Source organism: Komagataeibacter sp. FNDCR2 (assembly GCF_021295395.1).
Classification (GTDB): domain Bacteria; phylum Pseudomonadota; class Alphaproteobacteria; order Acetobacterales; family Acetobacteraceae; genus Komagataeibacter.
Window position 1 is genome coordinate 2,532,633 of record NZ_JAIWOU010000001.1, and the last position, 20,070, is coordinate 2,552,702.

Here is a 20,070-nt window from a genome sequence, read left to right on the forward strand (position 1 = left end):
AACTGTCTGATAAATAAGGGAAGTTTTTGGATACTACCTTTTTTCAAAAAGGTGGCGTTTCCAGAAACCGCTTCCTGGCCGCACAGGGGGGATGTCAGCGGGGCGGATTGGTATCCACGCGCACGGCCTTGCCGGTGCGGTCGTAATACAGGATGGCGCCCCCGCGCCGTTCGGCATAGCCATCGGGTTCGCCGCTTTTGGTCCAGAACAGCAGGCGGTTCATGTCCGGCTGTTCCTTTATCTTGTCACCATCGGGGATGTAGCGGTACTGGCCATAATCCATATGCAGCCGGGGCAGGGGCGGCTTCTTGGAGAGCTGGTGCATGGAAAAATGGCGCTGCGAGGCCTCACCGGGGTCTTCGTTACCGGCATCGGTATGTCCGCTTTCCGCCATGGCCAGCCCCGGTGCGAGAGCCGCGCAAAGCCATGCTGAAAGCACCACGTGCCGTAACCTGATTGACATGAATGCTGGCCCTTCCACCCTGTGCCGGTCGGGGGCAACATCCTCCTTTTCCATGGCGGACGCAATATCCGCCACGAAAGCGGCCGTTACTGGAAGGGCAGGTAGCGGAAATCGAAGAAGATTTCGCTCAGGCTTGTGGTTGGCGCGCCGCCCATGCCCGCCCATGTATGCACGCGCGAATAGGCAAGCTGCGTGCCCGCCTGCACGGTGCCGTACTTGCCATGGATGAAGCGGTACCACGCCCCGATGGTAAATTCCTCCACCGAGCGGATGTTCGCGGTGCAGCCGCCAAGGCCGGTATTGATGTCCGAGCCCTCAACGCCGCAGCCGGTATTGTCGGACATGGGGTTGCCATAGCCATAGGCCTGTCCGTTATCGTCAAAGTAGCTGCGGCCCGCGCGCTGCATGCCAAAATAGCCGTACACATCCAGCAGCTTGTTGGGGTGGGAGATGATGCCCGCCGTCGCCTGCGCGCTGGACAGCAGGGCGGGCGCGCCATTGGCCCGCAATGTGGCATCAGGCAGCAGCACGGAGCCGTAGCGCCCGATTCCCTTGCCCGCCAGCCCCGCCAGCCGCACTTCCAGCCGGTGGGGAATGACCGGCAGGATCATCGACCCACCCGCGCCCCATGCAATGGCGGTATGGTTCTCGCCCACGCCGTTTATGACCGAGCGGTCATGCGGGAAGTGCAGCAGGCCCTCGATTTCGTAATGGCCCCAGGTGGGATCCCACGCGACCTTGCCGATGATGTCGGGTGCGATTTCGTTGGAATAGTTGGTGGTGGCGCTGCTCAGCCCCACGCCGTTGGATCCCACCTTGGCGTAATTGCTGTTGCTGCCGGGCAGGCGGTACTCCCCGTTGCCCACGTCATCACCAAAGCCGGTGGTGTCATAGATCGTGGCCGGGTTCTCGATCGAAAAGCCGGTCCACAGCCGGTGCTTGAGGAAGTCCTTGACGATCCGCACCTGCCATTGCCGTGACCATGTCTGCCCCGCGAGGATGGAGGATTCGATCGTTTCCGGCAGGCTCTCCTGCCGGGGGACGATACCCACGCGGTCCGGGGTCAGCATGGTCCATGCCTGACCGATCAGGAAATGCATGTTGGCGCGCGAATCGTCCAGCGTCAGGTAAGCCTGCCGCAGGCGGGGCACGTAGGAATTGCTCTCGTACGGATTGGTGGTTTCGGCGCTGGCGCCAAAATCCGTTTCCACGAACCCCGCCACCGTCAGGTGCGGATTGAGCTGCCCCCGCGCCATGAGCGAGAAACGCGAATAGCGGGCGTCGCCATTGAAGTTGGTGGTGTGGAAATTCGAGCTGTCGCGAAACGGAATGGCGTTCCAGTAATTGAAGATGCCCGATGAAACCTGGCGGTTCTCCACCAGCGCCGCCGCATCGAAGAAGCCACCCAGAATGATCGAGACCGGGCCAAGATGGAACACCTTGTTACCCAGCGCGCCAGCGGACTGCGCGCCCGCCGTTTCACGGTTATGCGGGCCGACATTGTTGTTGGCCATATGGGCGATCAGGTCTTCTTCCCGGTGCGCCACGACGGATTCATAGGTCGGCTGGTCGCCCAGCGCGCTCAGCGGGTCGGAATGGCCGCCAATATGCGGCTGGCCCGCGATCTCCGCCCCCGTCGCCATGCGGGTTGCCGCGCCGCCGGCTTCCACCGGTGTCCATCCGCCATGGACATGCCCGCCCGATCCGGTCACCTGCAGGGGGTGGGCGCCATTGCCCGCCGACCCGCCGGCATGCACGCGGTGCTGCGCGATCTGCTGGCGCATGGCCGCAAGCTCGTTCTGGAGGGACATCTGCTGCTGTTGCAGATGTTCCATCTGGCGTTCCATGATATCCAGTGATTCAGGGTCGTCATCACCCCACGCGAGCGGGATCGGGGCCAGAACTGAACACAGCATCAGCAGCCCGGTAAAGCGGGCATGCCGGTTTCTGGAAAAGGACGGAATCCGCATTTCGCGTCAGGAGGCCCCGGGTCAGGTTTCAGATAATATTTTTCAAAACATTTCCAGCTACGCAGGTAAATGATAATTTCTTTTAACATGCACCAAAACTGGCGGGCCGTGCGTTTTTTGCCACCCGTCCGCGCCGGGCAAGCCCGTATTACCGGCCAATGTTACAAATTGTCAGGACGCCGCGCGGTCATGGCGTGCACGGCGTCATGCCAGAACATATCCTCCGGCGCGGGGGTGACGTTGCCATTGTCAACCGGCCCGAACCCCGCGCGCTGGAGTATGATGCCCAGCATGCGGCGGCGGTCGCCTTCATCAAGGGCCTGCCACAGGGCCGTGGCCTTCTGGGGGATGAAGCGTGAGCCAAAGGTCATGATGATCAGGCCACCGGGTTGCAGCACCCGCGCGATTTCCCGGAAGACGCGCACCGGCTGGCGTAGATAGGGCACCACGTCGCACAGGCAGGCGGCGTCCATGCTTTCATCGGCCAGCGGCAGGTCCGGGGTTTCGTTTATGTCCTCGACCACGCGGTCCGTCAGGCGCGGGTTGGCGTCAAGCGCCTGCGCGTTGACGCCAATGCCGATCACGCTGTCAAACGCCATGTCCGGCGGCAGGTGGCTGTCGGGCCCGGCCATGAGGTCGAGGATATTGCCATCTTCAGGCAGGAGCGTGCGGTACAGCGCGGTCACCGCCCTCTGCGCGCCCTGGTCCAGCAGGGGGCCGGCGGGGCGGCGGGAATAGAAGACCGCATCGGACTGGTCGGATGCGGTAGTAAAGGAATGCGGGTGGAACCCGTGCAGGTCGTTCATGAATATGCCAGACAGTACGGAAGTAACAATGCCATATGCGGCGGTCGTATCATGCGCCATGCCGCGTGGAACAGGAGAACAGCATGATGGCCCGTATGATCCATTCCATGATCCGTGTGCGCGATGAGGCCGCGAGCATTGCGTTTTATGACACGGCTTTCGGCCTGAAGGTAGCCGACCGGCTTGTTTTTGACAGTTTCACCCTTATCTACCTGTCCAATGCCGAACAGACGTTCGAACTGGAACTGACCGTCAACCACGACCGCGCGCGGCCCTATGACCTTGGGGACGGGTACGGTCACCTTGCCGTGTCGGTCGCGGATGTGGACGCGGAACATGCCCGCCTTGCGGCCGCGGGCCTGTCGCCGCTGGCGGTCAAGGACATGGCGTGCGGGGCGCGGTTCGTTGGTAGGTTCTTTTTCATCACCGACCCCGATGGGTACCGGATCGAGGTGCTGCAGCGCGGCGCGCCGGGGCGTTTTGTCTGATCGGGCTTGCAACGGAGCGCGCGCGGTGCCATCCCGCTCGGCAGGGTGGCGGGTAGCCTCTATACAGGGTGGATGATGACCGGTTTTTTCAAGATGCACGGGTTGGGCAACGATTTCGTGGTGGTGGATGAACGCGCCCACCGTCACGATCTGACCCCCGCGCGGATCGCGGCCCTGTGTGACCGGCACAAGGGCATCGGCTGCGACCAGTTCGTCATCCTGCGCCCCGCCTGCGTGGACGGGGCGGATGTGTTCGTACGCTTTTTCAACGCGGATGGCACGGAATCCGGCGCGTGCGGCAATGCCTCGCGCTGCGTGGCCGATCTGCTGGCGCGTGAGACGGGGCGGGACAGTATCGGGTTGCAGACCCGCGCGGGCGTGCTGCGTGCGACCATCGTGCGGCCCGGCCTGGTCACGGTGGATATGGGCATACCCCGGCAGGGCTGGGCGGAGGTGCCGCTGGCCCATGCGTGCGATACGCTGCGCCTGCCCATGGCGGGCGACCCGGCGGCGGTCTCCATGGGCAACCCGCACGCCACGTTTTTCCTGTCCACGCCCGACGCCATGGCGCCGGAGGCGGCCGGGCCGGAACTGGAACATCACCCCCTGTTTCCCGAACGCGCGAATATCGGCTTCGCCCATGTCACGGCGCGTGATGCGATGCGGCTGCGGGTATGGGAACGTGGCAGCGGGCTGACGCTGGCCTGTGGTTCGGGCGCATGCGCCGCCGTGGTCAACGCCGTGCGGCGCGGGCTGGTGGAGCGCACCTGCACGGTCGTAATGGATGGTGGCGAACTGGGCATTACGTGGCGTGAAAGCGATGGGCATGTGCTCATGACCGGCCCGGCGGTCACCAGCTTCACGGGCACGTTCAACCCGGAAGATTACCCCCGATGAAGAAGCCGGAAATCCTGACCTTCGGCTGTCGCCTCAATACCTATGAGAGCGAGGTCATGCGCACCCACGCCGCGGGGCTGGACAACGTGGTGATCGTCAATACCTGCGCGGTCACCGGCGAGGCCGAACGGCAGGCCCGCCAGGCGGTGCGCCGCGCCCATCGCGAGCGGCCCGACGCGCGCATCGTGGTGACGGGCTGCGCCGCGCAGATCGACCCCGAACGCTGGGCGGCCCTGCCGGGCGTGACCCGCGTGCTGGGCAACCGCGAAAAGCTGGAGGCCGCAAGCTGGAGCGAGATGGCGCTGGGTGAAGGCGACGCCGTGTCCGACATCATGGCGGCGAAGGAGACCGTGCCGCATCTGGTGACCGAATTCGCGGGCCGCACCCGCGCGTTTGTGGAGGTGCAGCAGGGCTGCGATCACCGTTGCACCTTCTGCATCATTCCCTTCGGGCGCGGGCCGTCGCGTTCCGTGCCGGTAGGGGCCGTGGTGGAGCAGGTGCGCGCACTGGTGGGCGCGGGCTACCGGGAAGTGGTGCTGACGGGGGTGGACATTACCTCATGGGGCGGGGATCTGCCGGGCAGGCCGTTACTGGGGCAGTTGTGCCGCAGGCTGCTCGCGCTGGTGCCCGAACTGGAGCGGCTGCGCCTGTCCTCGGTCGATCCGGTCGAGATCGATGCGGATATATGGAAGCTGCTGGAAAGCGAGCCACGCTTCATGCCCTATCTGCACCTTTCGCTTCAGGCGGGGTGTGATGTCATCCTCAAGCGCATGAAGCGCCGGCATCTGGCGGCGGATGTCGCCGCCGTGGTGGCGCGCGCGCGCGCGTTGCGGCCCGACATCGGCATCGGGGCGGACATCATCGCCGGTTTCCCGACCGAGGATGAAGAACTGTTTGCCCAGACACTCGAATTCGTGCGTGCGAATGCGCTGCCCTATCTGCATGTTTTCCCCTATAGTGAGCGCCCCGGCACGCCCGCCGCGCGCATGCCCGCCGTCGCGGTGGCGGAACGCAAGGCCCGCGCGCTCCGGCTGCGCGGGGCGGGCGCACAGGCGGCGCATGATTTCCATACCCGCCTGATCGGGAAGCCCCTGCGGGTCCTAATGGAAACGGACACGGCCGGACATTCCGAGGAATTCGCCCCGGTAAGGCTGGTGGACGGCGCGGTATCCACGGCGGGGCGGATCGAGACGGTGCGCCCGGTGGCGGTTGACGATAACGGACTGGTTGCGGAAATTCTCTGATATGGCTCTTGGTTTCTTCTCACGCCTCAAAGCGGGGCTGTCGCGCTCCACGCAGAAACTCAGCGGTGGCATCGCCGCCGTGTTCACCCGGCGCAAACTCGATGACCAGGCGCTGGAGGAACTGGAGGATCTGCTGATCTCCGCCGATCTGGGCCCCAGCGTGGCGGAAAAGGTGATTGAGTCCTTCCGCCGCTCCAAATTCGGCAAGGAAGTGACGGATGAGGAAGTGCGCGCCGCACTGGCGGAAGAAATCGCGACCATCCTGCAACCCGTCGCCATTCCCTTCGAACCCGACCCCGCGCACAAGCCGCATGTGGTGCTGGTGGTGGGGGTGAACGGCACCGGCAAGACCACGACCATCGGCAAGATGGCCCGCTTTTATGGTGAGCAGGGCAAGAAGATCATGATGGTGGCGGGCGATACCTTCCGCGCCGCCGCCGTGGAGCAGTTGCAGGTCTGGGGGGAGCGCGTGGGCGCCCCCGTCATTTCCGGCAAGCCCAACGCGGATGCGGCGGGACTGGCGTTCGAGGCGCTCAAGCGGGGCCGGGCGGAAGGGGTTGACCTGCTGCTGGTCGATACGGCGGGCCGCCTGCACAACAAGAGCGCGCTGATGGAGGAACTGGCCAAGATCATCCGCGTCATGCGCAAGTTCGATGAGACGGCGCCCCATTCCGTCCTGCTGGTGCTGGACGCCACCACCGGGCAGAACGCGATGGAACAGGTGCGCGTGTTCAAGGAACTGGTCAATGTGACGGGGCTGGTCGTGACCAAGCTTGATGGTTCGGCGCGCGGCGGCATCGTGGTGGCGCTGGCCGATGCGTTCGGCCTGCCGGTGCATCTGGTGGGCGTGGGCGAACAGGCGGAAGACCTGCGCCCCTTCTCGGCGGAAGCCTTCGCCAGGGGACTGGTGGGTGATTCGATCAAGGTCATCGACCGCGAGGAAGAAACGCCGGAAGGCGAAACCGAAAAGGATCAGGCCCCCCAGCCGGAACATGACGCGCAGGCGGGCTGACCCCAAAAGTAAAGCTTCAGGTGCCGACATGGGGCGCGGCCATGAAAAAAAGGGACCATCCCGCGATGGTCCCTTTTTTCAGGTCAACGCCCGGTCCCGATCAGATCGGCATGGCGCGTTCAAACACGTTTTCCAGCGCCATGATGCCGGGCAGCGTCTTGCCTTCCAGCCATTCAAGGAACGCGCCACCCGCGCTTGAGATGTAGGAGATATGCTTCTCCACCCCCGCGTGGCGCAGGGCGGATACCGTATCCCCACCCCCGGCGATGCTTTTCAGCACGCCCGCATCGGTCAGCCTGGCCACTTCCGCCGCCACCGCGTTGGTCGCGGCGTCGAAGGGCGGGATCTCGAACGCGCCCAGCGGGCCGTTCCAGACCAGGGTTTTCAGCGTTGCGATCTTCTGGCTGATCAGCTTCACCGTTTCCGGCCCCACATCCAGCATCATCGCATCCGCCGGGATGGCGTCGATGGGCACCGTGCGGGTGGGCACGTTGGCCTGGAAGTCGGTCGCGGTCACGGCATCGACCGGCAGCACGATCTCGCAGCCCTTTTCCTTCGCCTTGTCCATGATCGCGCGCGCGGTGTCGTGCATCTCCGCTTCCTGCAACGACCGGCCCACGTTCACGCCCCGCGCGGCCAGGAACGTGTTGGCCATGGCCCCGCCGATGATCAGCATTTCCACCTTTTCAAGCAGGTTGCCGATCAGGTCGAGCTTGGTGGAGATCTTGGCCCCCCCCACGATCGCGCCAACCGGGCGTTCGGGGTTTTCCAGCGCGATGTTCAGCGCGTTGAGTTCCGTCTCCATAAGCCGCCCGGCAAAGGAGGGCAGCAGGCGCGCCACCCCTTCGGTCGAGGCATGGGCGCGGTGCGCGGCCGAGAACGCGTCATTGACGTAGTAATCGGCCAGCGCCGCGAACGCCTTGGCCAGTTCGGGGTCGTTCTGTTCCTCGCCGGGGTAGAAGCGGGTGTTTTCCAGCACCACCACGTCGCCATCCTGCATGGCGTCAACGGCCTGCTGCGCCACCGGGCCGATACAGTCTTCCACGAACGTGACCGGGCGGCCCAGCGCGTCACCCAGCGCATCGGCGATCGGGCCGAGCGACATGGCGGCCACGCGCTGGCCCTTGGGGCGGTCGAAGTGACTGACCACAATCACCCTGGCCCCTTTCTGCGCCAGTTCCTCGATGGTGGGCAGCAGGCGCAGGATGCGCGTTGCATCGGTAATCTGCCTGTCCCGCACCGGGACGTTCAGATCGGCACGCAGGAGCACCTTTTTGCCCTTGGCATCAAGCTGGTCCAGCGTCTTGAAATTGGCAGCGGCCATTTACAATGCTCCGAATACGGCAGCGGTGTCAGCCATGCGGTTGGAGAAGCCCCATTCATTGTCATACCAGCTACAGATGCGCACCAGCTTGCCGCCGTCGATCACGGCGGTCTGGGTCGCGTCGAAGGTGGATGAGGCGGGGGAGTGGTTGAAATCCGTGCTGACCAGCGGCGCGGTGTTGTAGGCGAGGATACCCTTCAGCGGGCCGCACTCGGCGGCCTTGCGCATGGCCTCGTTCACTTCCTCGACCGAGGCCGGGGCCTTTTTGGGCACGAAGTCCAGCGATACGAGCGAGACATTGGGGGTCGGCACGCGAATCGCGGTGCCGTCGAGCCGGCCCTTCAGGTGCGGCAGCACCAGCCCCACGGCGCGCGCCGCCCCGGTGGAGGTCGGGATCATGTTGAGTGCCGCGCCACGCGCGCGGCGCAGGTCCTTGTGCAGGGTATCCACCGTGCGCTGGTCGCCGGTGTAGGAATGGATGGTGACCATGTAGCCACATTCGATCCCGAACGTGTCATCGAGCACCTTGGCCACCGGGGCCAGGCAGTTGGTGGTGCATGACGCGTTGGAGATGACCGTCATGTCGTGGGTCAGGATGTTCTGGTTCACGCCGAACACGATGGTGGCGTCCACGCCCGACGCCGGGGCGGAGACGATCACCTTGCGCGCGCCCGCGGTGATGAGCTGGGCGGCCTTGGTCTTGTCGGTAAAGCGGCCGGTGCATTCCAGCGCCACGTCCACGCCGTGGAAGGGGACCTTGGTCGGGTCGGCCTCGGCCGAGACGGTGATCGGGTCGTAGGTGCGGCCATTGGCGGTGATGATGATCTTGTCGTCATCCACCTTCACCTCAGCGGGGAAGCGGCCATGTACGCTGTCATAGGACAGCAGGTGCGCGTTGTCCGCCACGCTGCCAAGGTCATTGATGGCAACCGGCACGACATCGGTACGGCCACTTTCGATAATGCCGCGCAGAACCAGGCGACCGATGCGACCGAAACCGTTTATTGCGACTTTGACAGCCATTTTCTTATTTTCTCCGTAAGGGGTCAGACATGTTCATACGCTGGCATCGACCGATGCCATTCCGGGCGGGGCCGCTTCAGTGTTCCCTCCCGCGGTCTGGATCGGGGCGCCAGCCAAAACAGGGCGGAGCAGCCGCATCGCATCGCGGCAGATCCGCTCCGGCGTGATGTCAGCCGGGCTGTCGGGCCGGTCCGGGCCGGTTGCGGCCCCAAATCCGTCTATACCAACAAACAGCCCGTCCGGCCCAAGCCAGCGTTCCCATCCGAAACCCGATGCGGCCTCTATCCCGATCCGGGGTGCCGTTCCCAGCACGCCATCACGATACGTCATTTTTTGCGCGGCGAACAGTTCCCAGCATGGCAGGGACACCACGGCCGCCGCAATTCCCTCGTCCCTGAGCAGCCTGCGGGCGGCCAGCGCCACGATCGCTTCCTGCCCCGTGGCGACCAGCGTGACCTGCCGGGGGCCTTCGGCCTCGGCCAGCACATAGCCGCCACGCGCGCACAGGTTGGTGAGGCCGTGCTGCTCGCGCTCGGGCAGGGGGGTGGACAGGGAGAAGGTGGATTCCAGCGTCAGCAGGCTGGGCCCGTCGGTGCGCCGCAGGGCCAGTTCCATGCACTCCATGGTTTCCCGGTGGTCGGCGGGGCGGAACACCACCATGTTGGGCATGGCGCGCAGGCTGGCCAGCTGTTCCACCGGCTGCCACCCGCCAGCGCTTTCGCCCCGGTGCATGTCATCATCGGTCAGGAGATAGATGACCTGCTGGCCGGTCATGGCGGCGTAGCGCAGGGCGGGACGCATGCGGTCCACCGCGATGATGGTCGAAGCCCCGCAGGCCAGCAGCCCGCCATGGATCGCGATGCCGTTGAGCAGCGCCCCCATGCCATTGACCTGCGTGCCACAGGACAGGTCCTGCTCGCCGCCCGCGCGGCGGATGGTGGAAAGATCGGCCATCATCCCCTGGCGCGAGCGCAGGCAGGTCAGTTCGGGCAGCAGTTCATGCAGGGTCTCGAGTCCCAGCCGCGCCGCGAACGGCGGCGCGGCCCGGCTGGCCGTGGCCCCGTGCTCACGCCATGACCGCTGCCAGTCCGGCTGCCAGAAGGCGGGGCGCTGGTTGCGCGCCATGCGTTCGAAATCGGCTTTCTGCCGGTCCTTGAGCAGCCTGCGCAGCCACGAACGCCGCGCGCTGGCCCCACGCCGCGCGGCCCCCGCCCACAGGCCGGGATCATCGACCACGGGGGGGGCTGGCGTGGTGTCGGGCGTGGCGATGCAGGCGATCAGGCAGGGTTTGTGTGTGCGTTGCAGCGATGCGATGGCGGTTGCGATCTGTTCGGCATTCCCGGCGTCCACCTTGCGCACCGACCAGCCCGATGCGCTGTAGCGCGGCAGGATGGCGTCCACCTGCGCGCGTTCGCCCTGCCACAGCCCGACCACCAGCGTTACGCGGTCGAGCCCCATCTCGCCCGCCAGCGCGGCGCTTTCCAGCGCCACCCCGGTGGAGAGTTCCGTCCAGCAGCCCAGCGCCCAGACGCGATGGTTGACGAGCGAGCGGCCAAAGCGGGCCGCCAGCGTCTGTTCCGCCAGCGCCATGCCGATGGCCGCCCCCAGCCCCTGTCCGCTGGGGCCATAGGCCTGCCGCCCGGTCCCGGCGGCGCGCGCATCGGGGGTGGGGGGCGGGGGAAGCTGCCCCGACAGTTCGGCCATGATGCGGGGAAGGACGCGGTAGAGCGGTGATGACACGATGAAGCGGTCCCGGTCCGGCCAGTCCGGGCTGGCGGGGTCGAAGCGCAGGAAGCGACTCCACAGCACCGCGCAGAACCCGGCCATGACGCGCGCCTGAAGCGCGTGGCGGCTGTCGGGTTCATGAATGCCGATGGCGTGGCGGATCGCCGTCGCCAGCCGTTCAGGCATGCTTGGCGCGGGTGGCCCGGCATCGGCCCGGGTGATGGAAACCTGGTCTTCTGGCATTCGGCGTCGTCCATGTGCGCGGCAGGAACGGTGGGTGCCGCGGTCCCATGACTACCGTCGCATGCCCGTGGCGGCAATATTGCGCGCCCGTGGCCCCTATGCCGCGCGGGGGGGATCCTGTATCGGTTGGGGGCCATGTTCGCTCTGTCACGCCCCTTTGTCCGCCGTGCCGCCCTTGTCGCCGCCATGTGCCTGCCGGTGGTGACGGGGTGCAGGCTGGTCAGCCAGAAAACGTTCGACCGCCATGCGGGCGACCCGCCAATCCTGCCTGAAACCCCGCCGCCGCCCGTTCCCGGCAGTGACCTGCCCGCCCTTGTCACGATCGTGGCGGGAACGCCGGAGGCACAGTGGAAACCGGCCGTCAGGGCCGCCGTGGCGCAGGCGCTTGCCCGTCGGCCCAATGCGCTGTTCACGGTGGTGGTGGAAGTCCCCTCCGGCCCTGATGGCGCGGAGCCGGACATGCGCCACGCCGTGGAGGCGAATGGCCAGCCCGTGCTGCAGGCCGTGATGGACGCGGGCGCCGGCGCCGCCCAGACGGAACTGGACGCCCACACCGTCTCCCCCACAGGCGCAACCCAGACCTGCATTTACGTGCAGTAGCCCAATGCGGTTTTGCAATTCCTGCTTCCGTCATGCCATAAAGGGTACCGCGATGGTGGTTAACCGCCAGCAATGACGCCGTAAGCCCGAACGCAGCGCGCCCCGCATGGGCCACCCGGACGGTGATCGTAATAAATTAAAGGCCCCGGAATGCAGCAAGCCGGGCTGTGCATGGAGAAAAGCAGCAGTGTCCAGTAAGCATGTGGATGGACATCCGTTCTTCCGGTTCTGCCGGACGGCGCTGGAGGGCATCCGCGCACAGGGTCGATACCGGCAGTTCACGCCACTGGCGCGCCAGGCCGAGCGTTATCCCCTGTATGACCAGCCGGAAACCGTCGCCACGCCTTCAACCCCCGCCTGCCCGCAGGACCGGGAGGTCGTGGTCTGGTCATCCAACGACTATCTGGGCATGGGTGTGGACCCCGTGGTGGTGGAGGCCGCCATCCAGGCCATTCATGAACATGGCGCGGGCGCGGGCGGCACGCGCAACATCGCGGGCACCAGCCCCCTGCATACGGCCATCGAGGCCGAACTGGCCGACCTGCATGGCAAGGAAGCGGGGCTTCTGTTCGTGTCCGGCTACGTGTCCAACCAGGCCACGCTCCAGACCATCCTGACCTCCATGCCCGGCTGGATCTGCTTTTCCGACCGGCTGAACCATGCCTCCATGATCGCGGGGATCAAGGGCGCGCGTGGCTCCAGCACCGTCATTTTCGAACATAACGACCTGGCCGACCTCGAAGCCAAGCTGGCCGCCGCCCCCAAGGACGCGCCCAAGCTGATCGCGTTCGAGAGCGTGTATTCCATGGATGGCGATGTGTCGGACATCGCGGGCACCTGCGCGCTGGCGCGCAAATACGGCGCCATGACCTATCTGGACGAAGTCCACGCCGTGGGCCTGTATGGCGAGGAAGGCGGCGGCGTATCGCAGCGCGATGGCGTGGCCGACCAGGTCGATATCATCGAAGGGACGCTGGCCAAGGGTTTTGGCGTGCATGGCGGCTACATCACCGCGTCGAGCGATATTGTGGAATACCTGCGGCTTTCGGCCTCGGGCTTCATCTTCACCACCTCGCTGCCGCCCGCGGTCGTGGCCGCGGCGCTGGCCAGCGTGCGGCTGGTGCGCAAGGATGGCTGGCGGCGCGAGCGCATGTTCGAGCGCGTCAACACCTTCCGTGAAAAGCTGCGCAGGGCCAATGTGCCCTTTACCATGACGGCAAGCCACATCGTGCCGATCCCGGTGGGCGATGCGAAGCGCTGCCGCGAACTGAGCGACCGGCTGCTCAGTGATTACGGGATCTACGCCACGCCCATCAATTATCCCACCGTGCCGCGCGGGACCGAGCGCCTGCGCCTGACGCCGGGGCCGTTCCACACGGATGCGATGATGGATGACATGGTGGCCGCCCTGACCCACCTGCTGCGCCTGAACGACCTCAAGACGCAGCCGGTGCCCGCCATGGCCTGAACCGCGCCCGCCCGCCTGCCTGTCGCGACAGAGGGCGGGCGGGAATGGTCTAGCGGTTCTGGGCGATGGCTTTTTTCAGCGTGTCATAATCCGCCGCGCCGGGAATGATCTGGCGGGCGTTGAAGACGAAGGTCGGCGTGCCGTCCAGCCCGATGGCGCGCGCCAGATCCATGTTCGCCTCCAGGATGGCGGTCACCTTCGGGCTGCTCATGTCGGTCGCGAGCTGGGTCGCGTTCAGGCCGGACTGACCGGCCAGCGCGCGCATGCGCTCGACCGTGGGGGTGGTGGAATCATTCATGACCGCGTGCTGCATGCGGAAATAGGCGTCCTGCCCCCCCTGTACAAACGCCGCCACCAGCGCCTGCGAGGCGATGAGGCTGCCCTGCCCCAGAACGGGGATGACCTTTTCGACAATCCGTACATCCGTGTCCTCCCGCGTCAGGCGGTCGAGGTCGGGCAGCACCTTGCGGCAGTAGGGGCAGCGTGGGTCGTAGAATTCCACCACCGTCGCATGGGCCGCGGCATTGCCCAGTACGCCATCACTCGCCGCCGGGGCCAGCAGTTCGGCGCGGTGGCCATCCAGCGCGGTGCGCGCGGCGTTCTGCTGGGCGGTCGTGGCGGAGGTGCGCAGGGCGGCGATGGCGTCGGACAGGATGGTGGGGTCCGTCTTCAGCGCCTCGCGCACGATGCTGACGATTTCCTGCCGCTGGGCGGGGGTGAAGCTGCCGGCGGTATCGGCGGCGGTGGCCAGGGGGGCTGCAACCGGCCCGGCCACGCTCATTGCCCCGGCGGCCAGCAGGACGTGCAGCAGGCGCGGACGCCGGCATGGGGAAATGAAGGTCACGGGTTTGCTCCGTTATCATGTCGGGATAGGGTGTCTGTAACGGATCGGGCTGCGGAAAGGAATGGCCATGCTGGCCGCAGGGGGGCATGGCGGTTGCCGGGGGGCCATAAGGCCGCTAAGTCGTGATGGGCCTGTCACGATCGCGCGGGGCCGCGCACGGGCAGCCTATGAACAAAGCCGACCTGCCCATGGAGAAGCGTGCGTGCCTGAGCATTCGATCATACCTCTTGCCCGTCGGTATATGCGTACGGCGGTTACGGCTGTCCTGGCCATTTCGGTTGCCGGTTGCTCCCTGCATCGCTATTCGCCCGTGCGGCTGGTGTCGCACATGTTCGGCCCTTCGCCCGGCCCGCTGATCGGCATGGTCTCGGCCGATGAGCCCCAGGCCACGCTGGTCGGGCGCGACATTCTCCAGCGCGGCGGCAACGCGGCGGACGCGGCGGCGGCCATGGGCATGGCGCTGGCGGTCACGCTGCCTTCACGCGCCTCGCTTGGCGCGGGCGGGGCGTGCCTGGCCTACAGGCCGGGCGACCAGAATGGCGGGCGCGCCTTCATGTTCCTGCCCGTCGCGGGCACGGTCACGGATCCCGCCATGCCGCGCGCGGACCGTCCGGCCTCGGTGCCCATGCTGGCGCGCGGGCTTTATCTCATGCATCTGCAATATGGCTCGGCGGCCTTTTCGGATCTGCTGCCCGATGCGATCACGCTGGCCGCGAACGGCATCAATGTCAGCCGCCAGCTTGCCACCGATCTTGCCGCCGTGCAGGTTCCGCTACTGGCCGATCCGGGGGTGCGGGTCGTGTTCAGTCGTTCGGATGGCAAGGCGCTGGCCGAAGGTGATGCGCTGGTGCAGACGCATCTGTCCGGCGCGCTGGACCAGATTCGCGGCATGGGCGTGGGCGACCTGTATAACGGCGCGCTGGGGCAGTCCTTTGTCGCGGGCAGTCAGGCGGCGGGCGGTGGATTGCAGATGAGCGACCTGCGGCAGGCCATTCCATCCGAACGCCTGCCGCTGGTGGTCAGAAGCGGTGAAACGCAGGTCGCCTTCCTGCCGCCGCCCGCCGATGGGGGGCTGGGCAGCGCGCTGGCGTTCCGCGCCGCCTCCACTTCCGACGCCACGCAGCGCGCGCAGGCCAGTGTTGCGGCATGGCGCGCCCAGAATGGCAACCGCCAGACCGGAACGGGGGATGACATGACCGCCCGCGCGCAGGCCATCGTCAATGCCGGTGGCGGGGCGACTGGCGGCCTGCTGCCAGCACTTCCGGCCTCGACCTCGTTCACGGTGGTTGACCATGGTGGCATGGCGGTCGCCTGTAGCGTGAGCATGGACAACCTGTTCGGTACCGGGCGCATGGCGGGCAATACCGGCATTGTTCTGGGCGCGTCGCCCGCGCGGGTGCCGCAACCGTTGCTGACGGCGGCCGTCGCCTCTCAGGGGCGCGCCTTGCGGGCGGTCGCCGCCGGTTCGGGCCAGAATGACGCCGCCGCCGCCGTAGGGATCGCGATGCGCCAGATCATGGCCGGGCAGACGCCCGACGCCCACCCGGTGACGGCGCAGGGCCGTGTCAACGCCATATCCTGCCCGCAGGGCCTGCCGGGGGATGCGTCAACCTGCGTCGCCGCCACCGATCCGCGTGGCGCGGGGCTGGCGCTCGGGCCGCGCTAGGGCATTACTTGCGGGAAGTGATGAACGGGGCATTGTAAATGATCCTGTTTTGTTCCATATTGAACGGCATGACGCATCGCCTTGGTAATCTGGCGGCGCAGGGCAGGGTGCCCGCTCTCGGTTTCATCTTCTCAAGCACCAGGTAGGCAGGCTATGGCACAGGCTCCGGGTATGGATAAAAGCAAGGCCCTGGAAGGGGCATTGAGCCAGATCGAGCGCGCGTTCGGCAAGGGTTCGATCATGCGCATGGGCGAACGCCCCACCCAGGAGGTGGCGGTGATCTCCTCCGGCTCGCTCGGGCTGGATATCGCGCTGGGCATTGGCGGCCTGCCGCGTGGCCGCATTGTCGAGATTTATGGCCCGGAAAGCTCGGGCAAGACCACGCTCGCGCTGCACGCCATTGCCGAGGCCCAGCGCAAGGGCGGCACCTGCGCCTTCATCGACGCCGAACACGCCCTTGACCCTGGCTATGCCCGCAAGCTGGGCGTGGATGTGGACAACCTGCTGATCAGCCAGCCCGATGCGGGTGAGCAGGCGCTTGAAATCGCCGATACGCTGGTCCGCTCCGGCGCGATCGACGTACTGGTTGTCGATAGCGTGGCCGCCCTCGTACCGCGCGCGGAACTGGAGGGCGATATGGGCGACAGCCATGTCGGCCTGCATGCGCGGCTTATGAGCCAGGCGCTGCGCAAGCTGACCGGCTCGGTCTCGCGTTCCAACACCATGATGATTTTCCTGAACCAGATCCGCCTGAAGATCGGCGTGATGTTCGGCAGCCCGGAAACGACCACGGGCGGCAACGCGCTGAAGTTCTATGCTTCCGTGCGCATGGATATCCGCCGTATCGGCTCGATCAAGGACAAGGACGAGGTCACGGGTAACCAGACGCGCGTGAAGGTGGTCAAGAACAAGATGGCCCCCCCCTTCCGGCAGGTCGAATTCGACATCATGTATGGCGAAGGGATCAGCAAGGTGGGTGAGCTGATCGACCTGGGCGTCAAGGCGGGCATTGTCGAGAAATCCGGTGCATGGTTCTCCTGCGACAGCCAGCGTATCGGGCAGGGACGCGAGAACGCCAAGCAGTACCTGCGCGACCACCCGGAAATGGCGGCCGACATCGAACGCCGCGTGCGTGAGCAGGCGGGCGTTGTGGCCGAAGCCATGCTGGTCGATGAGGCGGGTGAGGATAGCGGCGAGGACTGATCGCCCTTGGCCTGGGCCGTTGTGGCAGGCTATCGTTTTCCCGTGGGCCCCATCCGTTCGGGGGCCATGCGGGATATGAAGCGGGGTAAGGCTGTTGAAATGAGACCGCGTCTTGCAATGATCGGATTGCTGGCCTGTCTTGCTTCCTGTAGCGGGGGGCACGACGACAATAATGATCCGGTCGATGTGGATGAGGCCCCGCCCCCCGCCGGCGCCGCCGGGCGACAGCTCGCCCGCGCGCGTGAGGCGCTGCGCCCGCTTTCGACAAAGCACCTGCCCCCCCCGGCTGACCCGGCCGATGACACGGCGACGGAAGCCTACCACGCGCCGCCCGATGCGGCGGCGATGCAGATGATCTCCTCCGGTTACGACCCCAATCAGGCCGGTGATGATGATGGCGGCAGCGAGGACGGCAAGCATTTTGTCGTGCCGGACACGCAGGTCAGTTACGGGCGGCAGGGCAAGCCCGCGAATTAGGGCCTGCCAGGTAATGTGCGGGTTGCTCCCCGGGCAGGTTTTTCAGGCCGATCCTAAAGCACCAGCACGGCACGGATATCATTGACGTTGGTGAGTGTCGGGCCGGTAATGATCAGATCCCCGGTCTGCCGGAACACGCTGTAGCTGTCATGCGCGCGCAGGTGGTGGCGCGGGTCGCAGCCCAGCGCACGGGCGCGGGGCAGGGTATCGGGGGCGATGAGGGCGCCCGCGGCGTCTTCCGTGCCGTCAATCCCGTCGCTATCCGCCGCTATGGCCCATATACCGGGCTGTTCATGCAGGGCCGTGGCCATGGCGAGCAGGAATTCCGTATTCCGCCCGCCACGCCCCGGCGCCGGGGCGGCGGGGTTGATCGTAACCGTCGTCTCACCGCCCGAAAGCAGCACGGCAGGCCCGGCCACAGGCAGGCCATGCAGGCGGGCGGACAGGGCGATCCCGGCCATGAGGGTGCCCGCGTCGCGGCTTTCCCCCTCCAGCGCATCGCCCAGGATCATGGCGGTCAACCCATGTTCGCGTGCCGCGACGGCCGCGGCCTGAAGCGCCATGAGGGGGGTGGAGATCAGCCTGAAATCGCCCCGTGGCGCGTGACTGCCGGACGGGGCCTGCATCAGCACGGTTCTGATCGCATCGGGAATGGTGATGCCATAATGGGTGAGGATGGACAGCGCATCGGCCGGTGTGGTCGGGTCCGCCACCGTGGGGCCGCTGGCTATGGTCAGCGGGTCATCGCCCGGCACGTCGCTTATGGCCAGCGTCACCACCCGCGCGGGGGCGGCGGCCTGGGCCAGTCCGCCCCCCTTGATGGTGGACAGGTGGCGGCGGACGACATTCATGTCCCGTATGCTCGCCCCCGAATGAAGCAGGGCGCGGTTGATCGCGCGGATATCATCCAGGCTTACACCGGGCTTTGGCAGTTCCAGCAGCGCGGACCCGCCACCGGAAATCAGGGCGATGACCAGATCATCCGGCCCCAGGCCCGCCACGGCCGCCAGCATGGCGCGGGCGGCGTCCTCGCTCCGGCTGTCGGGCACCGGATGGGCGGCTTCCATGACACGGATGCGGCGGGTGGGCGTGGTATGGCCATCGCGCGTGACCACGCAGCCCGTCAGCTCCACATCCGGCCATGCCGCCTCCAGCGCCGCCGCCATGGAGGCGGCGGCCTTGCCCGCGCCCACCACCACGCATTTCCCCCGTGGGCGGGGCGGCAGGTAGCGGGCCAGCACCACGGCGGGCATGGCGCTGCGGATGGCGGCGTCCAGCATGGCGCGCAGGGCGGCGCGGGCGCGCGCGTCCGTCCACTGCGTGGCGGGTAAGGGGGATATGGTCGTATCGTTCATTGCACTGTCCTGGTCATGTGGCACGGCCCGTGGGGCCAGTTCATGCCATGCGGGCGGGGGTGGGAGGTGTGTCACAATTGTCACGTCTGTGTCAGGATACCCGGAATGGGGCGATGGCCAGCGGGTGTACACGCTAATTTGGGCGGGCCTTGTCTGGATTGGCGGGGGCGATGGTGATACGCGGCAGATGGTCTGCGCGCAGGGGCAGGCGCCACAGCAGAAAGGACAAGGGCATGGAGAAGTGTGTGCTGGACGGCGGTCCTGTCATCTCCACGCATCCTGCCCACGGCACGGTGCAGCCTTACATGATCTTTCCCCGCCCGGAATGGGCGGCCCTGCGCGCCAATGTGCCGCAATCGCTGGGGGAGGCGGACATCGCCTCGCTGCGCGGGTATAACGAGCCGGTCTCGCTGGAAGACATAACCGAGATTTACCTGCCGCTTTCGCGCCTGCTCAACCTGCATGTCATGGCGACGCGCAGCCTGAACAACATGGTCAAGAGCGCCTTTATCGGCGCACCGATGGCGCGGATGCCGTTTGTGATCGGGATCGCGGGCAGCGTGGGGGTGGGCAAGAGCACGTTTGCGCGCCTGCTGCAGGCGGTGCTGTCGCGCTGGCCTGATCACCCCAATGTGGCGCTGGTCACGACGGATGGCTTCCTGCACCCCACGCAGGTGCTGGAGCAGCGCAACCTCATGCACCGCAAGGGCTTTCCCGAAAGTTACGACCTGCGGCAGATGATCTCCTTCCTCGCGGCGCTGAAGGCGGGCGCGCGTGAGCTGAAGGTGCCGGTCTATTCGCATGAGGCCTACGACATCGTGCCCGGCCGCTACCAGGTGATCGACCAGCCCGACATCCTGATATTCGAGGGGCTGAACGTGTTGCAGACCGTGTCCGAACAGCCGTTCATGGCGTCCGACTTCTTTGATTTCTCGATCTATCTCGATGCCGATACCGATGTGATCGCGGACTGGTACGTGCAGCGTTTCCTGCTGCTGCAACAGACCGCGTTCCGCAAGCCGACATCCTATTTCCATCACTGCGCCAATCTTTCCCCCGGCGAGGCCGAGCGCATGGCGCGCGACATCTGGCGGCGGATCAACCTGCCCAACCTGCAGCAGAACATCCTACCCACACGCGAACGCGCCCGTGTGGTCATGCATAAACAGCCGACCCATGCGGTGGACACCGTATGGATGCGCCAGATCTGAAACCGGAAAAAAATGGCCCGACGCATCGCCGGGCCACTGGAATGCCGCCTG

18 protein-coding genes are annotated in these 20,070 nt (G+C 66.2%); 10 read left to right on the forward strand and 8 right to left on the reverse strand.

Annotated elements, in window-relative coordinates:
• Window positions 1-94: 94 nt before the first annotated feature.
• From LDL28_RS12075 to LDL28_RS12085, 3 genes are all read right to left on the reverse strand, one after another.
• Window positions 95-394, reverse strand: a complete 300-nt coding sequence (locus LDL28_RS12075) for a hypothetical protein (RefSeq protein ID WP_233059294.1) — start codon at window positions 392-394, stop codon at window positions 95-97.
• A gap of 155 nt (window positions 395-549) precedes the next feature.
• Window positions 550-2,433, reverse strand: a complete 1,884-nt coding sequence (locus LDL28_RS12080) for a hypothetical protein (protein ID WP_233058765.1) — start codon at window positions 2,431-2,433, stop codon at window positions 550-552.
• Between the two features lie 161 nt (window positions 2,434-2,594).
• On the reverse strand, window positions 2,595-3,239 hold the full coding sequence (locus LDL28_RS12085) for a class I SAM-dependent methyltransferase (RefSeq protein WP_233058766.1): 645 nt from the start codon (window positions 3,237-3,239) through the stop codon (window positions 2,595-2,597).
• Window positions 3,240-3,325: 86 nt separating this feature from the next.
• Here LDL28_RS12085 and LDL28_RS12090 point away from each other — a divergent pair, with 86 nt between their 5' ends.
• From LDL28_RS12090 to ftsY, 4 genes are all read left to right on the forward strand, one after another.
• Complete coding sequence (locus tag LDL28_RS12090; protein WP_233059295.1) at window positions 3,326-3,727, forward strand: VOC family protein; 402 nt, start codon at window positions 3,326-3,328, stop codon at window positions 3,725-3,727.
• Window positions 3,728-3,799: 72 nt separating this feature from the next.
• Window positions 3,800-4,624 (forward strand): diaminopimelate epimerase, encoded by an 825-nt coding sequence (dapF, locus tag LDL28_RS12095; protein WP_233058767.1) that lies wholly within the window; start codon window positions 3,800-3,802, stop codon window positions 4,622-4,624.
• Window positions 4,621-5,868, forward strand: coding sequence for a tRNA (N(6)-L-threonylcarbamoyladenosine(37)-C(2))-methylthiotransferase MtaB (gene mtaB / locus LDL28_RS12100; RefSeq protein ID WP_233058768.1), 1,248 nt, complete (start codon window positions 4,621-4,623; stop codon window positions 5,866-5,868). Before dapF ends, mtaB begins: the two co-directional genes overlap by 4 nt.
• A gap of 1 nt (window position 5,869) precedes the next feature.
• On the forward strand, window positions 5,870-6,880 hold the full coding sequence (gene ftsY / locus LDL28_RS12105; RefSeq protein ID WP_233058769.1) for a signal recognition particle-docking protein FtsY: 1,011 nt from the start codon (window positions 5,870-5,872) through the stop codon (window positions 6,878-6,880).
• A 100-nt stretch (window positions 6,881-6,980) separates the two neighbouring features.
• On the opposite strand, the gene LDL28_RS12110 is transcribed toward ftsY, so the two are convergent.
• From LDL28_RS12110 to LDL28_RS12120, 3 genes are read right to left on the reverse strand one after another with little or no spacing between them, the layout of a single operon-like run.
• Complete coding sequence (locus LDL28_RS12110) at window positions 6,981-8,204, reverse strand: phosphoglycerate kinase (RefSeq protein WP_233058770.1); 1,224 nt, start codon at window positions 8,202-8,204, stop codon at window positions 6,981-6,983.
• Window positions 8,205-9,227, reverse strand: a complete 1,023-nt coding sequence (gene gap / locus LDL28_RS12115; protein ID WP_233058771.1) for a type I glyceraldehyde-3-phosphate dehydrogenase — start codon at window positions 9,225-9,227, stop codon at window positions 8,205-8,207.
• A 33-nt stretch (window positions 9,228-9,260) separates the two neighbouring features.
• Window positions 9,261-11,195 (reverse strand): transketolase-like TK C-terminal-containing protein, encoded by a 1,935-nt coding sequence (locus LDL28_RS12120; protein ID WP_233058772.1) that lies wholly within the window; start codon window positions 11,193-11,195, stop codon window positions 9,261-9,263.
• A 135-nt stretch (window positions 11,196-11,330) separates the two neighbouring features.
• On the opposite strand from LDL28_RS12120, the gene LDL28_RS12125 reads away from it, so the two are divergent.
• Both LDL28_RS12125 and hemA read left to right on the forward strand, forming a co-directional pair.
• Window positions 11,331-11,795, forward strand: coding sequence for a hypothetical protein (locus LDL28_RS12125; protein WP_233058773.1), 465 nt, complete (start codon window positions 11,331-11,333; stop codon window positions 11,793-11,795).
• A gap of 202 nt (window positions 11,796-11,997) precedes the next feature.
• Window positions 11,998-13,263: a 5-aminolevulinate synthase gene (hemA, locus tag LDL28_RS12130; protein ID WP_370636390.1), complete on the forward strand. Its 1,266-nt coding sequence runs from the start codon at window positions 11,998-12,000 to the stop codon at window positions 13,261-13,263.
• Between the two features lie 49 nt (window positions 13,264-13,312).
• Here hemA and LDL28_RS12135 read toward each other — a convergent pair whose 3' ends face one another.
• On the reverse strand, window positions 13,313-14,107 hold the full coding sequence (locus LDL28_RS12135) for a DsbA family protein (protein ID WP_233058775.1): 795 nt from the start codon (window positions 14,105-14,107) through the stop codon (window positions 13,313-13,315).
• Between the two features lie 241 nt (window positions 14,108-14,348).
• Here LDL28_RS12135 and LDL28_RS12140 point away from each other — a divergent pair, with 241 nt between their 5' ends.
• The 3 genes from LDL28_RS12140 to LDL28_RS12150 all read left to right on the forward strand — a co-directional run bounded on the left by LDL28_RS12140 (window position 14,349) and on the right by LDL28_RS12150 (window position 17,453).
• Window positions 14,349-15,773: a gamma-glutamyltransferase gene (locus LDL28_RS12140; RefSeq protein ID WP_233059296.1), complete on the forward strand. Its 1,425-nt coding sequence runs from the start codon at window positions 14,349-14,351 to the stop codon at window positions 15,771-15,773.
• Between the two features lie 153 nt (window positions 15,774-15,926).
• On the forward strand, window positions 15,927-16,976 hold the full coding sequence (recA, locus tag LDL28_RS12145) for a recombinase RecA (RefSeq protein ID WP_233058776.1): 1,050 nt from the start codon (window positions 15,927-15,929) through the stop codon (window positions 16,974-16,976).
• Between the two features lie 117 nt (window positions 16,977-17,093).
• Window positions 17,094-17,453: a hypothetical protein gene (locus LDL28_RS12150; protein ID WP_233058777.1), complete on the forward strand. Its 360-nt coding sequence runs from the start codon at window positions 17,094-17,096 to the stop codon at window positions 17,451-17,453.
• Window positions 17,454-17,506: 53 nt separating this feature from the next.
• Here the strand turns inward: LDL28_RS12150 and LDL28_RS12155 are convergent, their stop codons facing one another.
• Entirely contained in the window at window positions 17,507-18,808 is a 1,302-nt protein-coding gene (locus tag LDL28_RS12155) for a glycerate kinase (RefSeq protein WP_233058778.1), read from the reverse strand.
• A 233-nt stretch (window positions 18,809-19,041) separates the two neighbouring features.
• Here LDL28_RS12155 and coaA point away from each other — a divergent pair, with 233 nt between their 5' ends.
• Window positions 19,042-20,019: a type I pantothenate kinase gene (gene coaA, locus LDL28_RS12160; protein WP_233058779.1), complete on the forward strand. Its 978-nt coding sequence runs from the start codon at window positions 19,042-19,044 to the stop codon at window positions 20,017-20,019.
• The last annotated feature ends 51 nt before the right edge of the window (window positions 20,020-20,070 follow it).

Excerpts from the sequence above, each read along its gene's own strand:
- LDL28_RS12075 (WP_233059294.1), bottom strand. The coding sequence starts at position 394 with ATGGCGGAAAGCGGACATACCGATGCCGGTAACGAAGACCCCGGTGAG.
- LDL28_RS12080 (WP_233058765.1), bottom strand. The coding sequence starts at position 2,433 with ATGCGGATTCCGTCCTTTTCCAGAAACCGGCATGCCCGCTTTACCGGG.
- LDL28_RS12085 (WP_233058766.1), bottom strand. The coding sequence starts at position 3,239 with ATGAACGACCTGCACGGGTTCCACCCGCATTCCTTTACTACCGCATCC.
- LDL28_RS12090 (WP_233059295.1), top strand. The coding sequence starts at position 3,326 with ATGGCCCGTATGATCCATTCCATGATCCGTGTGCGCGATGAGGCCGCG.
- dapF (WP_233058767.1), top strand. The coding sequence starts at position 3,800 with ATGATGACCGGTTTTTTCAAGATGCACGGGTTGGGCAACGATTTCGTG.
- mtaB (WP_233058768.1), top strand. The coding sequence starts at position 4,621 with ATGAAGAAGCCGGAAATCCTGACCTTCGGCTGTCGCCTCAATACCTAT.
- ftsY (WP_233058769.1), top strand. The coding sequence starts at position 5,870 with ATGGCTCTTGGTTTCTTCTCACGCCTCAAAGCGGGGCTGTCGCGCTCC.
- LDL28_RS12110 (WP_233058770.1), bottom strand. The coding sequence starts at position 8,204 with ATGGCCGCTGCCAATTTCAAGACGCTGGACCAGCTTGATGCCAAGGGC.
- gap (WP_233058771.1), bottom strand. The coding sequence starts at position 9,227 with ATGGCTGTCAAAGTCGCAATAAACGGTTTCGGTCGCATCGGTCGCCTG.
- LDL28_RS12120 (WP_233058772.1), bottom strand. The coding sequence starts at position 11,195 with ATGCCAGAAGACCAGGTTTCCATCACCCGGGCCGATGCCGGGCCACCC.
- LDL28_RS12125 (WP_233058773.1), top strand. The coding sequence starts at position 11,331 with ATGTTCGCTCTGTCACGCCCCTTTGTCCGCCGTGCCGCCCTTGTCGCC.
- LDL28_RS12140 (WP_233059296.1), top strand. The coding sequence starts at position 14,349 with ATGCGTACGGCGGTTACGGCTGTCCTGGCCATTTCGGTTGCCGGTTGC.
- recA (WP_233058776.1), top strand. The coding sequence starts at position 15,927 with ATGGCACAGGCTCCGGGTATGGATAAAAGCAAGGCCCTGGAAGGGGCA.
- LDL28_RS12150 (WP_233058777.1), top strand. The coding sequence starts at position 17,094 with ATGATCGGATTGCTGGCCTGTCTTGCTTCCTGTAGCGGGGGGCACGAC.
- LDL28_RS12155 (WP_233058778.1), bottom strand. The coding sequence starts at position 18,808 with ATGAACGATACGACCATATCCCCCTTACCCGCCACGCAGTGGACGGAC.
- coaA (WP_233058779.1), top strand. The coding sequence starts at position 19,042 with ATGGAGAAGTGTGTGCTGGACGGCGGTCCTGTCATCTCCACGCATCCT.